Source organism: Streptomyces uncialis, from assembly GCF_001905345.1.
Taxonomy (GTDB): domain Bacteria; phylum Actinomycetota; class Actinomycetes; order Streptomycetales; family Streptomycetaceae; genus Streptomyces; species Streptomyces uncialis.
In genome coordinates, this window is record NZ_LFBV01000012.1 from 33,798 (window position 1) to 47,240 (window position 13,443).

At 70.4% G+C, this 13,443-nt stretch carries 11 protein-coding genes; 4 read left to right on the forward strand and 7 right to left on the reverse strand.

From position 1 onward, the window contains the following. Positions 1-7 precede the first annotated feature (7 nt). Together cseB and cseC are read left to right on the forward strand one after the other, a co-directional pair. Positions 8-724 (forward strand): two-component system response regulator CseB, encoded by a 717-nt coding sequence (gene cseB / locus AB852_RS35360; RefSeq protein ID WP_073795225.1) that lies wholly within the window; start codon positions 8-10, stop codon positions 722-724. After that, positions 721-2,064, forward strand: coding sequence for a two-component system sensor histidine kinase CseC (gene cseC / locus AB852_RS35365; RefSeq protein WP_073795228.1), 1,344 nt, complete (start codon positions 721-723; stop codon positions 2,062-2,064). Before cseB ends, cseC begins: the two co-directional genes overlap by 4 nt. 260 nt (positions 2,065-2,324) lie before the next feature. On the opposite strand, the gene AB852_RS35370 is transcribed toward cseC, so the two are convergent. Next, positions 2,325-3,029 (reverse strand): M23 family metallopeptidase, encoded by a 705-nt coding sequence (locus tag AB852_RS35370; protein WP_073795231.1) that lies wholly within the window; start codon positions 3,027-3,029, stop codon positions 2,325-2,327. Between the two features lie 800 nt (positions 3,030-3,829). On the opposite strand from AB852_RS35370, the gene AB852_RS35375 reads away from it, so the two are divergent. Beyond that, positions 3,830-6,751: an NACHT domain-containing protein gene (locus AB852_RS35375; protein WP_073795234.1), complete on the forward strand. Its 2,922-nt coding sequence runs from the start codon at positions 3,830-3,832 to the stop codon at positions 6,749-6,751. Between the two features lie 90 nt (positions 6,752-6,841). Here the strand turns inward: AB852_RS35375 and AB852_RS35380 are convergent, their stop codons facing one another. Beyond that, positions 6,842-9,370 carry an ATP-dependent Clp protease ATP-binding subunit gene (locus AB852_RS35380; RefSeq protein ID WP_073795237.1) on the reverse strand — a complete coding sequence of 843 codons (2,529 nt, stop codon included), beginning with the start codon at positions 9,368-9,370 and terminating at the stop codon, positions 6,842-6,844. Positions 9,371-9,803: 433 nt separating this feature from the next. On the opposite strand from AB852_RS35380, the gene AB852_RS35390 reads away from it, so the two are divergent. Further along, a complete protein-coding gene (locus AB852_RS35390; RefSeq protein WP_073795240.1) occupies positions 9,804-10,493 on the forward strand; it encodes an SCO3374 family protein in 690 nt (229 codons plus the stop codon). On the opposite strand, the gene AB852_RS35395 is transcribed toward AB852_RS35390, so the two are convergent. The 5 genes from AB852_RS35395 to AB852_RS35415 all read right to left on the reverse strand — a co-directional run bounded on the left by AB852_RS35395 (position 10,466) and on the right by AB852_RS35415 (position 13,227). Then, positions 10,466-10,804 (reverse strand): histone-like nucleoid-structuring protein Lsr2, encoded by a 339-nt coding sequence (locus AB852_RS35395; RefSeq protein WP_073795243.1) that lies wholly within the window; start codon positions 10,802-10,804, stop codon positions 10,466-10,468. The genes AB852_RS35390 and AB852_RS35395 overlap by 28 nt on opposite strands. Before the next feature lie 229 nt (positions 10,805-11,033). Then, on the reverse strand, positions 11,034-11,576 hold the full coding sequence (locus AB852_RS35400; RefSeq protein ID WP_073795245.1) for an amino-acid N-acetyltransferase: 543 nt from the start codon (positions 11,574-11,576) through the stop codon (positions 11,034-11,036). 9 nt (positions 11,577-11,585) lie between these two features. Further along, positions 11,586-12,107 (reverse strand): BlaI/MecI/CopY family transcriptional regulator, encoded by a 522-nt coding sequence (locus AB852_RS41210; RefSeq protein ID WP_245877055.1) that lies wholly within the window; start codon positions 12,105-12,107, stop codon positions 11,586-11,588. A 198-nt stretch (positions 12,108-12,305) separates the two neighbouring features. Continuing rightward, entirely contained in the window at positions 12,306-12,491 is a 186-nt protein-coding gene (locus AB852_RS35410) for a hypothetical protein (RefSeq protein WP_073795247.1), read from the reverse strand. A 19-nt stretch (positions 12,492-12,510) separates the two neighbouring features. Continuing rightward, positions 12,511-13,227, reverse strand: coding sequence for a hypothetical protein (locus AB852_RS35415; RefSeq protein ID WP_073795249.1), 717 nt, complete (start codon positions 13,225-13,227; stop codon positions 12,511-12,513). Positions 13,228-13,443: the final 216 nt, after the last annotated feature.

A 13,443-nucleotide genomic window follows, 5' to 3' on the forward strand; every position in this document is an offset into this window, starting at 1 on the left:
GATTCGGATGGCAGAGCAGACCCACGTCCTCTTCGTGGAGGACGACGACGTCATCCGCGAGGCCACCCAGCTCGCGCTGGAACGTGACGGCTTCGTGGTCACCGCGATGCCCGACGGGCTGTCGGGCCTCGACGCGTTCCGCGCGAGACGGCCCGACATCGCGCTGCTCGACGTGATGGTGCCCGGCCTGGACGGGGTGAGCCTGTGCCGCCGTATCCGTGACGAGTCGACCGTCCCCGTGATCATGCTGTCCGCCCGTGCCGACTCCATCGATGTCGTCCTCGGGCTGGAGGCGGGCGCCGACGACTACGTCACCAAGCCGTTCGACGGGGCGGTGCTGGTCGCCCGTATCCGCGCGGTGCTGCGCCGCTTCGGCCACGCCAGCGGCACCGGGCCGGGCGCCCCGGCCCCCACCGGCTCCGCGGAACCCGCCGGTGACGGGGTGCTGAGCTTCGGCGATCTGGAGATCGACACCATCGGGATGGAGGTCCGCCGCGGGGGAAAGCCGGTCGGACTCACCCCGACCGAGATGCGGCTGCTGCTGGAGTTCTCCGCCGCGCCCGGCACCGTGCTGTCCCGCGACAAACTGCTGGAGCGGGTCTGGGACTACGGCTGGGGCGGTGACACCCGGGTGGTCGACGTCCATGTGCAGCGGCTGCGCGCGAAGATCGGCCAGGACCGTATCGAGACGGTCCGCGGCTTCGGCTACAAACTGAGGGCATGAGCCGGACGATGTGGGGGAAGCTGCGCGGGCTCAGCCTGCGGACCGGCCTGCGGTGGAAGCTCAGCGCCGCCATCGCGCTGGTGGGCGCGCTCGTGGCTCTCGCCCTGAGCCTGGTCGTGCACAACGCCGCCCGGGTGTCGATGCTGGACAACGCCCGTGACCTCCAGGACGAACGCGCCCAGTTCGCCCAGCGGATCTACGAGGGCACCGGGCGGCTCCAGTTCGGCGCCAAGGTCGACGACCCGAACATCCCCGGCGAGCTCCGGGAGAAGACCGCCGAGGGACGCCGGGCGACCTATGTCGCCGAGGACGACGAGGCCAGCACCCCCGACATCTGGGCGGCCGTGCCGCTGAAGGACGGCCGGGTGCTGTCGCTGCACAGCCCGTTCCGCGACCGCAGCGCGACCATCATGAAGGATCTCGACCAGGCGCTGATCATCGGATCGATCGCGGTGGTGTTCGGCGGCTGCGCCCTGGGCGTGCTCATAGGGGGACAGCTGTCCCGCCGGCTGCGCAAGGCCGCCGCGGCGGCCGGACAGGTCGCCCAGGGGCACACCGGCGTACGGGTGGGCGAGGCCATCGGCGGCGTCGTCCGCGACGAGACCGACGACCTCGCGCGGTCCGTGGACGCGATGGCGGACGCGCTGCGCCAGCGGCTGGAGGCCGAACGCCGGGTCACCGCCGATATCGCGCACGAGCTGCGCACCCCCGTCACCGGACTGCTCACGGCGGCCGAGCTGCTGCCCCCGGGCCGCCCCAGCGAACTGGTGAAGGACCGCGCCCAGGCGATGCGCACCCTCGTGGAGGACGTCCTGGAGGTCGCGCGGCTGGACAGCGCCACCGAGCGGGCCGAGCTGCACGACATCCTGCTCGGTGAGTTCGTGAGCCGCCGTGTCGCCGTCCGGGACAGCGGCATACGGGTGGACGTCGTCCATGAGTCGGAGGTCACCACCGATCCGCGCCGACTGGAACGCATACTCGGCAACCTCCTCGCGAACGCCGCCAAACACGGCAGGACCCCGGTCGAGGTCACCGTGGAGGGCCGGGTGCTGCGGGTCCGTGACCACGGCCCCGGGTTCCCCGAGGAGCTGCTGGACGAGGGCCCCAGCCGGTTCCGCACCGGCAGCAGCGACCGCGCCGGTCATGGCCACGGTCTGGGGCTGACCATCGCCGCGGGTCAGGCCCGGGTGCTCGGGGCACGGCTCACCTTCCGCAACGTCCGGCCACCGGGCTCGTCCCCCGAGGTGCCCGCGGAGGGCGCGGTGGCGGTGCTGTGGCTCCCGGAACACGCCCCGACCAGCACGGGCAGCTTCCCGGTCCTCCCCTTCCCGAAGAAATGACCTGTACGGCCGGTACGGCCTGTGCTCGGAGGGTGACCCGTACGACCTGTACGACCTGTACGGCCGGTACGGCCTGTACGGCCGGTACGGCCTGTGTCCGGGGAGTGACCCGTGCCCGAGGGTGGCCCGGGCCCGGGGAGCGACCCGCGCCGGAGGGTGACCGTAGGTGTACCGCCCCGGAACGCACGGACCCCCGGTCATCGCGCGGAACGCGATGACCGGGGGTGAACACATCCGTGTCGGATGTCGGCGTCAGCCGATCAGAACTTGACGCCCATGCTGCTGAGGTAGGCGGCCGGGTTCACGGACGAGCCGTAGTTCGGGGTGGTGCGGATCTCGAAGTGCAGGTGCGGGCCGCTGGAGTTTCCGGTGTTGCCGGACAGGGCGATGACCGTACCCGCGTTGACCTTCTGGCCGACCGAGACGTTGACCTTCGACAGGTGCGCGTACTGCGAGTACTTGCCGTTGGTGTGCTTCACGACGACCGCGTTGCCGTACGCGGGACCGTCACCGCCACCGTTGGGGCCCGCCTTGACGACGGTGCCGCCGCTGACGGACATCACGGGGGTGCCGGTCGGGATGGCGAAGTCCTGGCCGGAGTGCTTGCTGGCCCACATACCGCCGGCCTGGGCGTAGCCCGCGGACAGCGCGTAGGAGCTGACGGGCTTGACCCAGCCGGTGCTCTTCTTCGCGGCGACGGGCTTGACCGAGACGGCCTTCTTCTTCTCCGCGGCGGCCGTGGCCTTGGCGGCGGTGGCCTTCGCGGCCTTCGCCTGGGCGGCGGCCTGGCCCTTGACGGACTCGGCGACGGTGGACGGCATCGCGGTCACCGACTGACCGGGGGTCGCAGCCGCCGCGACCCCGGCACCCAGCGCGGCCGAGACTCCGACGCCCGCGGCGACAGCGATCGTCCGGGTGCGAAGCAGGGACGAACCGGACATGAGGGACGTGGCGAACTTGGACATGCAAACCTCCGGGCTTGGGGGGAAGTGCCCGTCCGGCTGTGAGCCGCGCTTGACCGCTGTGACGCTCGACTGGGCGAGTGGCACGGGCCGTGGGGCGCGCTGGCTCCGGATGGGGCACGAGAGACCCGGAGTACGTCGGCGTATCTGCCGGGCTGGCCGACCCGCATACCTGCCGGGCTGGCCATACCTTGGTAACCCGCCACGGGGCCCGGGTTCAAACCCCCCCACTACTAGGCGAAGTCGTACATAAACGTCACATCGCGAGGGTCTTGACAGCGTTCACCCTGGGTTTCATATCGGGGCAAAATGGCGCGAAAACCTGGGTTTGAGGCGGGAGGTCACCGATTCGACGGGCCTCCGAGGCCCCTGGGGGCGGGCGCCCTCCGACGCCCCGTGACCGCCCGGCGCCCTGCGGGTGACCCGTCCCCGGCCCCCGGGACAGCAATCCACTATTCCATCTAGTACCGGACAAAACGCCTGTGCCCCATGTCACCGGGCAGCAAGATCCAGCACCCTGTGAATGTGACCCGGGCTACCCTCGGAGAGCCGTTCCGAGGGGCACCGTGCGACTCATTTCCGGCTCGGGAAGGGGCGGTTCAGGGGTTCAGGGGTGACCCAGGGCACAGCTCCCCGCCCCACCCGCCACCCGTGTCGCACGGGACCGCTCCTCTCCGTCACGGCGACAGCGGGATGACCGCACGGCGGCGCACGGCACGGCGTCCCAGGGCAGCGCAGCGCAGCGCAGGGCATGACACGGCACGGCACGGCATCGCACGGCACGGACTTCGGGGGGAGACCGGATGGATCCATCGGTACTGGGGGTGCGCCTCGCGTCCAGCGCGATCGCGCCTCTGATCAGGCAGCTCTTCGTCCGGGAGGGTCCCGGCGCGGGACTGGTCGACCGCCCGGTCCGGCTCTCCTCGTACTTCTCCCTCCGGGGCGAGCGGCGCACCCTCACCCCCACCCAGGTGCGGGGCCTCGCCCTGCGGCTGGTCCGGGGCGCGGTCGCCTCGCCGGGCGAGCGGCCGTTCCCCGCCGACGAGGAGAACGCCGTCGTGGACGCCCTCACCCGGACCCTGTGCGCCCTCGGCGACCTCGACATGGACGACGTCCAGGCCGTACGCCTCGGACACCGCGAACTGGCCCGCACCCTCTACGCGCGCGCCGCCGCCGACGGGCCCGCCCCGGACCATGAACTCTCCGCCGACGCCTCGGTGTTCCTCACCTCGGCCGTGGAATGGGCGTCCCTGCACATCCTCCAGTTCTTCACCCAGCGCTCCACGTTCGTGGCCCGCACCCTGGTCGACCAGAGCCGCGCCCAGAGCGAGATGATCGCCAAGCTGGACGAGCTGATCACCCGCGCGCCCCGCCCCGACGCCCGGCGCGCCTCCTTCGAACGCCGCTACCGCGCCCAGCTCGCCGCCAAGCACGGCAAGCTCACCATCTACGGCATCGATCTGACGTCCACCCCGGGCGTCTGGCCGCTGGACGTGGCGTATCTGAGCCTCATGTACACCGAGGAGGCGGACGAGCACCCGACGCGCGGTACACGGCCCGGGACCGGCGGGCCGGGTACGGAGGAGTCCCCCGGCCGGTTCGTCCCGGCGCACACCACCACCCACCTCGCCGACCAGGTTCTCGCCCTCCACCCCCGGGTCCTGCTGCGGGGCGTCGCGGGCTCCGGCAAGACGACGCTCGTCCAGTGGCTCGCCGTCTCCGCGACCCGCGCGGCTCCCGACGGGCCCCTCGGCCATCTGCACGGCCTGATCCCGTTCGTCCTGCCGCTGCGGACCCTGACCCGGCACGGCGAACGTCTGCCCGGCCCCGAGCGCTTCCTGGAAGCCGCCGGTTCCCCGCTGGCCGGGGCGCAGCCCGACGGCTGGGCCGACCATGTGCTGACCGCCGGACGCGGGCTGGTCCTGGTCGACGGCATCGACGAGGTCCCCGCCCCCGAACGCGACCGTGCCCGCACCTGGCTCGCCGATCTGATCGCCGCGTACCCCGGCAACCGCTGGCTGGTCACCTCACGCCCGTCCGCCGTCCGGGAACGCTGGCTCGCGGACGACGGCTTCGCGGAACTCACGCTCTCCCCCATGAACGCGGCCGATGTGGCCTCGTTCATCCACCGCTGGCACTCGGCGGCCCGCTCCGGCGCCGCCGAACCTCATCTCGCGCTCCTGGACGGGTACGAGCGGCAGCTGCTCACCGCCGTGCGCACCAAACCCGACCTCGGCCGGCTCGCCACCAACCCGCTGATGTGCGGCCTGATCTGCGCCCTCCACCGTGACCGGCACGGCTATCTCCCGCACGGCCGCCGGGAGTTGTACGAGGCGGCCCTGGCGATGCTGCTGTCCCGGCGGGACCGGGAGCGGGACATCCCCGGCGGCACCGGTGCCGAGCTGCGGCAGGAACCGCAGACACAGCTGCTCCAGCGGCTCGCGTACTGGCTGATCCGCAACGGCCGCACCGAGATGGACCGCGACCGCGCCGAGGCCGTCATCGGTGAGGCGCTGCCCGCGATGCCCGAGGCGGCGGCGATCGGGGACGCCCGGACCGTCTTCGCCCATCTGCTGCTGCGCAGCGGTCTGCTGCTGGAGCCCTCCCCCGGCGCGGTGACCTTCGTGCACCGCACCTTCCAGGACTATCTGGGCGCGCGGGCGGCCGTGGAGGCGTGGGACATCGGACTGCTGACCGGCCATGCCGCCGACGACCAGTGGGAGGACGTCATCCGGATGGCGATCGCCCACGCCCGCCCGAGGGAACGCGCGGAACTCCTGGACGGAATGCTGAGCGCGGGTGACGCGCTGCCCGAGGGCCGGGAACGCAACCGGGTCCATCTGATGTCCGGCGCCTGTCTGGAACACGCGACGGAACTCGACCCGGCGGTCCGCGCACGGGTCGCGGAACGGGTGAACGCGCTGATTCCGCCACCGAATCCGGGAGCCGCCCGGGAACTAGCCACCGTGGGCCCGCTCGTCCTCGATCTGCTGCCCGGTCCCGGCGAATACGGCGAGCACGAATCCCGCATGGCGGTCATCACCGCCACCCGAGTGCAGTCCGACGCAGCGATTCCCTTCCTCGCCCGCTACGCCGACACCCCGTACCTTTCCGTGCGCTCCCAACTCGCCTGGTCCTGGTTCCGCTTCGACACGGCCCGATACGCCGAAGAGGTCATCGCGGAGCTCGACCCTGAGGGACTCTTCATCTCGGTGAGCAACGAGGCGGAACTACGCGCCCTGGGAGAACTCGGCGGACGCCCGCTGGTGCAACTGTGGGGCGCCATCGAACCGAGCGTGATCGCGGAGTACGTATCCCGTTATCGGCCGAAGGAACTGACCTTCGACACACCGGCGCGCACGCGGCCCCCCTGGAAGTTGCTCCAGTCGTTGGACGAACTGGAGAGGCTGAGTCTTTGGCACCTCAACTCCACCGTGTCCTCGGACGACTGGCGGGAATTGGAGAAGATCCCGTGCCTCACTGAACTCGGTGTGGACGCGAGGCAACTCCCCACCATGGCGGAAACGCTCACCCTGCCCGAACTCACCGACCTGGTACTGCTCGTGGCAGGGCCGACGGGGCCCATCGACGTTTCGGCGTTCCCCGACCGATTCCCGCGTCTCAGCCTGTTGACCATTCATCCGATGGGGCCTGCCGATGTGCCGCTGCTCGGACTCGACAGGCTCCCTGAATCCCTTGAAGTGATCCAGGAATCCAGGTCCTGACACCCACCCGAACACCGGAAAAGGGGCTGTCCCCGGACCCTGAAGGTCCGGGGACAGCCCCTTTCGCCACATGCGCTCAGCGCGTGGGCGTCACGCTTCCTTGCTCAGGTTGGGGCCCGCGCCCCCGCCTGTCGCCTGCTCGATCGGCGGGGCGTCCGGCAGCGCGGCCTTCTCCTCGCCGCGGAAGGTGAAGGCCTTGCTCTCGCCCTCGCCCTCCGTGTCGACGACCACGATGTGACCGGGGCGCAGCTCACCGAAGAGGATCTTCTCGGAGAGGATGTCCTCGATCTCCCGCTGGATGGTCCGGCGCAGCGGCCGGGCACCCAGGACGGGGTCGTAGCCGCGCTTGGCCAGCAGCGACTTGGCGTTCGGGCTGAGCTCCAGGCCCATGTCCCGGTCCTTCAGCCGCTCGTCCACCTTGTCGATCATGAGGTCGACGATCTGGATGATGTCTTCCTCGGTGAGCTGGTGGAAGACCACCGTGTCGTCGACACGGTTCAGGAACTCCGGGCGGAAGTGCTGCTTCAGCTCGTCGTTGACCTTGGCCTTCATCCGGTCGTAGTTGGTCTTGACGTCACCCTGGGCGGCGAAGCCCAGGTTGAAGCCCTTGGAGATGTCCCGGGTCCCGAGGTTGGTCGTCATGATGATGACCGTGTTCTTGAAGTCCACGACCCGGCCCTGGGAGTCGGTCAGCCGACCGTCCTCCAGGATCTGGAGCAGGGAGTTGAAGATGTCGGGGTGGGCCTTCTCGACCTCGTCGAACAGGACGACGGAGAACGGCTTGCGGCGCACCTTCTCGGTGAGCTGGCCGCCCTCTTCGTAGCCGACGTAACCGGGGGGCGAGCCGAAGAGCCGCGAGACCGTGTGCTTCTCGCTGAACTCCGACATGTCGAGGGAGATCAGCGCGTCCTCGTCACCGAAGAGGAACTCGGCGAGGGTCTTCGACAGCTCGGTCTTGCCGACGCCGGACGGTCCCGCGAAGATGAACGATCCACCGGGACGCTTGGGGTCCTTCAGACCCGCGCGCGTACGCCGGATCGCCTGCGAGAGCGCCTTGATGGCGTCCTTCTGGCCGATGACCCGCTTGTGGAGCTCGTCCTCCATGCGCAGCAGACGGCTCGACTCCTCCTCGGTCAGCTTGAAGACCGGGATGCCGGTGGCGGTCGCGAGGACCTCGGCGATCAGCTCGCCGTCGACCTCGGCGACGACGTCCATGTCGCCGGCCTTCCACTCCTTCTCCCGCTTGGCCTTCCCGGCGAGGAGCTGCTTCTCCTTGTCGCGCAGGGAGGCGGCCTTCTCGAAGTCCTGCGAGTCGATCGCGGACTCCTTGTCCCGGCGGACACCGGCGATCTTCTCGTCGAACTCGCGGAGGTCCGGCGGCGCGGTCATCCGGCGGATGCGCATCCGGGAACCGGCCTCGTCGATCAGGTCGATCGCCTTGTCCGGCAGGAAGCGGTCCGAGATGTAGCGGTCGGCCAGCGTGGCGGCCTGGACGAGGGCCTCATCGGTGATGGAGACGCGGTGGTGGGCCTCGTAGCGGTCGCGCAGACCCTTGAGGATCTCGATGGTGTGCGGCAGCGACGGTTCGGCGACCTGGATGGGCTGGAAGCGGCGCTCAAGGGCCGCGTCCTTCTCCAGGTGCTTGCGGTACTCGTCGAGGGTGGTGGCACCGATGGTCTGGAGCTCACCACGCGCGAGCATCGGCTTGAGGATGCTCGCGGCGTCGATCGCGCCTTCGGCGGCACCCGCGCCGACGAGCGTGTGCAGCTCGTCGATGAACAGGATGATGTCGCCGCGGGTGCGGATCTCCTTGAGGACCTTCTTCAGGCGCTCCTCGAAGTCACCGCGGTAGCGGGAACCGGCGACCAGCGCGCCGAGGTCGAGGGTGTAGAGGTGCTTGTCCTTCAGGGTCTCGGGCACCTCGCCCTTGACGATGGCCTGCGCGAGGCCCTCGACGACGGCGGTCTTGCCGACGCCGGGCTCGCCGATGAGGACCGGGTTGTTCTTGGTACGGCGGGACAGCACCTGCATGACCCGCTCGATCTCCTTCTCGCGCCCGATGACCGGGTCGAGCTTGGATTCACGGGCGGCCTGCGTGAGGTTGCGGCCGAACTGGTCCAGCACAAGGGAGGTCGAGGGCGTGCCCTCGGCGGGACCGCCGGCTGTGGCGGTCTCCTTGTTCTGGTAGCCGGACAGCAACTGGATGACCTGCTGGCGGACCCGGTTGAGGTCTGCCCCCAGCTTGACCAGGACCTGGGCGGCGACGCCCTCGCCCTCACGGATCAGGCCGAGCAGGATGTGCTCCGTGCCGATGTAGTTGTGGCCCAGCTGAAGGGCCTCGCGGAGCGAAAGCTCCAGGACCTTCTTGGCACGGGGGGTGAAGGGGATGTGACCGGACGGGGCCTGCTGGCCCTGACCGATGATCTCCTCCACCTGCTGACGGACCGCCTCAAGAGAAATCCCGAGGCTCTCCAGGGCCTTAGCGGCGACACCCTCACCCTCATGGATCAGGCCCAGGAGGATGTGCTCAGTGCCGATGTAGTTGTGGTTGAGCATCCGGGCCTCTTCCTGAGCCAGGACGACAACCCGCCGCGCGCGGTCGGTGAACCTCTCGAACATCGTTAATCGCTCCTCAGAGCGGTCAGGCAGTGAAAGGGGTCGGTCCCCTCCCTGTCCTTCCGCAGCTTAGTCCCGCAAGCGGGGACCGCTCATTCCAACTGCCGACACCCGTGCGTGGCCTCCTGACCGCGAACGCCGACATGTGCTCCAACCCGATGGTGCGAGACGATGTTCCCGCAGGCCAGGCAGATACCCCCGCCATCAGTACGCCGATGGCGAACGTGAGACCGCCGGGCCGTGCGTGTCGCCCCTCCCCACTAGGGATGTCTTACCCGCACGTACTGACAGTCCATGCGGGGTGTACCGGTTCCCTCCGCTACGGGCGAACAAGCGCGCGCCGCCACCAAGCCTCGTACCCCCTCGATCCGGCCACCGTGGGCGGAGATCCGCGCACGGTGCGTAACCGAGGTGGTGCTTCGGCTGTTCCTCCGGCATGGATCCCACCGTCCCGCGCCCCCGTCGGCCGCTCCCCGCGAGCGGTCCCGTGGGCCGGTGGTACGAGAACGTGCTGGGCTGGCCCACGGTTCCCGGTCCGCCCGGTGCGGGCGCCGGCGGGGCGGGCCCGGCGCTGCTGGTGTGCGGAGTGCGGTTCGATGTGCTGGAGATGCCGTCCCGGGCCGCCGACGGGGTGCTGCGGCGGTTCGCGGACGGGGCGCCTCCCGGTGTCCCGTCGGCTCCGGTGGCGCGGTCCGGCGGGCGGACCTGGTTCCTGATGGCCGCGGGGGGCGCCGAGGAACTGCCGGGGCTGCTGGAGTGGCTGGGGTGGGGGGCGCTGCCGGAAGGGCTGGGCCTGGTGGCGATCGGCGCGGGCGGCCGGATCGAGGCGCCCCGGCCGCCTGGGTGGCCGCCCCACGGGGATGCGCCCCGAGGGGGAGCCGCCGGACGGGAGGGTGACTCACAAGGGGCCGCGACCTGGATGCGGCCCCCTGAGCCGGGGCATGCGGTGGAGCCGACGCTTCCGGCGCCTTGGCTGCTGCCGTCACCGGGTGCGCGGGAGGGCGCACCCGGGGGCGGTGGGGGCGCCCCCGACCTCGTACGGCTCGTGGACTCGGCGGCCACGGAGTGCCTGCGGGTCCGGTTGGGCCGGGCGGGCGATCAGCGGTGGGCGTCGTCGTACGCCTGACGGATGTTCGCGGGGACCCGGCCCCGGTCGTTGACCTCGTAACCGTTCTCCTTCGCCCAGGCACGGATCTGCGCCGTCTCCTGGCCGCTGCCGCCGACGGCCGCACGGGACTTGCCCCGCCCGCCCGCGGAACGGCCGCCGGTGCGGCGCCCGCCCTTCACATATGCCTCCAGCAGCCCGCGGAGCTTGTCCGCGTTCGCCGTGGTGAGGTCGATCTCGTAAGTCTTGCCGTCCAGCGCGAACGTCACCGTCTCGTCCGCCTCGCCACCGTCGAGGTCGTCGACAAGAAGGACCTGAACCTTCTGTGCCACCGGATTTTCCTTTCATCGATAACGTGCGGGCCGGTCTCCGCGGCAACTGGCCGCTGATTCGCCGCCCCTTGTTATATGCAGTACAGCAGTACGTCGGAAAGCAAACCGCCTTTGCGGGAAAAACACAAACCCCTGGACAGGACCGGCCCTCCCGAGAAGCCCGGAAACGTGCGCGTTTCGGACATAGGGCGCGAGGGCAGGGACACAGCGGAATACTGTGTCCCGTCGATCACAGATGCAGAAGCATCCGGCTGTTGCCCAAGGTGTTCGGTTTCACCCGTTCGAGTCCGAGGAACTCCGCGACACCCTCGTCATAGGAACGAAGGAGCTCGCCGTACACATCGGAGTCGACGGGGGTCTCACCGATCTCGACGAAGCCGTGCTTCGCGAAGAAGTCGACTTCGAAGGTGAGGCAGAATACGCGCCGAACACCGAGCCAGCGGGCGGTCTGGAGCAACTTCTCCAGGAGTTGATGCCCGACACCGGCGCCCTTCAGCTCGGGGTTCACGGCCAGGGTGCGGACTTCCGCGAGGTCTTCCCACATCACATGCAGCGCCCCGCAGGCTACGAGCTGCGCGTTGTCGTCGCGTTCCGCGACCCAGAACTCCTGGATGTCCTCGTAAAGCGTGACCGTGGCTTTGTCGAGCAGGATGCCCTTGCGGACGTACGAGTCGAGGAGTCCGCGCACCTCGGGGACATCACTGGTCCGGGCCCGGCGTACGGTGACCGCTTTCCCGGGTTTCCCGGCGACTTCGGGTTGCTCTGGAGGCATGAGCGGACGCTATCGCCCGCCCTCCGTGTTCTGCGCGGGGGGCCGGTTCGCGGGCTTCCCCTGGTTCTCGGTGCCCAGGTTCTCGGTGCCCGGGATCTCCGGATTCCCGGCGTTCCGGGCGTCGGCCGGCTCCTCGGTGTCCTCTGGCTCCGCGGACTCCGGGGGGTTCGCGGGGTTCTCCGGCGGTGGGGCGGACGGCGGGTTCTCGGGACCCTGGACCATACGTACGGCGTCGGTGAGGGCTTCCCGCTGCTCCGGCGACATCATGCCGAAGAAGGCGACCAGGGCGGCCGCCGGGTTGTCGCTCTGCGACCAGGAGTCGTTCATCAGTGCGGCCGCGTACGCCGCGCGCGTGGAGACCGCCTCATATCGATAGGCGCGGCCTTCCGCCTCACGGCGTACCCAGCCCTTCTGATGGAGATTGTCCAGGACGGTCATCACCGTGGTGTAGGCGATCGAGCGATCCCGCTGGATGTCTTCCAGGACTTCCCGAACGGTCACCGGCCGGTTCCACTGCCAGACCCGCGTCATGACCGCGTCTTCGAGTTCTCCCAAGGGGCGAGGCACAGTCCGCACCATATCCGTATAAGTTGCGCATAGCGCAATGAACATGGCCTTTAAATGACAAAAAGGGCGTACGACTCGATTCTTTCGAGTCGTACGCCCTTACCGCGACGATCCGGTACGGCGGTACGTCAGATGCCTCGGTACGTCAGGCGCCCGAGCGGGTCAGGCGGCGCTGTCGGGCGTCGCGGCGCGACGGGCCTGCTCGGCCTGCTGCTGCAACGCGTGGTCGACCGCCGCGTCCTCCTTGGCCTTCTTGTCGCCACCCTGGGTCTTCACGATCGTCACGATGAGCGCGGTGAAGAACACTGCCATCACGACGGGGGGCACGAGCGCGGAGACGTAGTCCATGGGCCCAGGGTAGCGAGCGCTATCCGGCGGCCCACTGCTGGGGATGGTCCGCCGGCGGTTCGGAGGCGGGCCCCGGGGTGCCGTCCGGCGCGGCCGGTCCACCGGGTCCGGCCGGGCGGCGGCGCGGCGGGAAGACCTCCGCGGGCGTCGGCACGGGCCGCTGCGGCGCCGGTTCGCCCGGCTTGCGCTTCGGGTCGGTCCCGGGGCGCTCGGCGGGCTTGTCCGCGGCCTGCGGGCGCGCCGGGGCGCCGATCCGGGCGAGACCGCCCGGCAGGGCCGTCAGGCGGGCACGGGAACCCGGGACGGACGCCCTGCGCCCGGCGGGGACGCTCGCCGCCGGGGCAGACAGCGCGGACGGGACGGCCCGTCCGGCGAGCCGGGCCCGCACCGCGCGTTCGGCCAGGGTGCGGCAGCGTTCGAGGAGGGCCGCGGCGACCGGATTGCCGCGCAGCGCCCGCAGCGCGGCGAGATCGTCGGGGACGGGCTGGTACCCGGCGGCGAGCACGTCCTCCAGGAGGGACAGATAGCCGCCGACCGTACCGGGCAGGGCGGCCCGGTAGCGGTCCAGGTCGTCGACCAGGAAGGCGCGCAGCCGGGCACCCTCGCGCACCGCCTCGTCGACGGAGTCGGCGAGCCGGAGACAGTCGTGGACGTCCTCGGCGGATACGGGGCCGGGGTGGAGGGCGAGAGCGAGGGCACGGCGGAGCACATGGAGCTCCTCCGCGCCGAACGCCATGCCGCCGCGAGATCCGTATGGCGTGGGCATGGGGTGACGATACGCGCTAATCAGACAAAATTCGCTGACTGCGGGGATGTGGCGTGGCCCCGCGCGCCCGGGTGGGGCGGCCGGGTCGGGGAGGGTCCGGGAGTGGTCCGGTGGCGCGAGGGTCGTCCCGGTGCGGGTCCCGGTGCGGGTCCCGGTGCGGGTCCCGGTGCGGGTCCCGGTGCGGGT

Bases quoted from the DNA above. Each gene is read 5' to 3' on its own strand.
- AB852_RS35380 (WP_073795237.1), bottom strand. From the start codon at position 9,370: ATGTTCGAGAGGTTCACCGACCGCGCGCGGCGGGTTGTCGTCCTGGCT.
- AB852_RS35370 (WP_073795231.1), bottom strand. From the start codon at position 3,029: ATGTCCAAGTTCGCCACGTCCCTCATGTCCGGTTCGTCCCTGCTTCGC.
- AB852_RS41210 (WP_245877055.1), bottom strand. From the start codon at position 12,107: ATGACGCGGGTCTGGCAGTGGAACCGGCCGGTGACCGTTCGGGAAGTC.
- AB852_RS35400 (WP_073795245.1), bottom strand. From the start codon at position 11,576: ATGCCTCCAGAGCAACCCGAAGTCGCCGGGAAACCCGGGAAAGCGGTC.
- cseB (WP_073795225.1), top strand. From the start codon at position 8: ATGGCAGAGCAGACCCACGTCCTCTTCGTGGAGGACGACGACGTCATC.
- AB852_RS35390 (WP_073795240.1), top strand. From the start codon at position 9,804: ATGGATCCCACCGTCCCGCGCCCCCGTCGGCCGCTCCCCGCGAGCGGT.
- AB852_RS35410 (WP_073795247.1), bottom strand. From the start codon at position 12,491: ATGGACTACGTCTCCGCGCTCGTGCCCCCCGTCGTGATGGCAGTGTTC.
- AB852_RS35375 (WP_073795234.1), top strand. From the start codon at position 3,830: ATGGATCCATCGGTACTGGGGGTGCGCCTCGCGTCCAGCGCGATCGCG.
- AB852_RS35415 (WP_073795249.1), bottom strand. From the start codon at position 13,227: ATGGCGTTCGGCGCGGAGGAGCTCCATGTGCTCCGCCGTGCCCTCGCT.
- cseC (WP_073795228.1), top strand. From the start codon at position 721: ATGAGCCGGACGATGTGGGGGAAGCTGCGCGGGCTCAGCCTGCGGACC.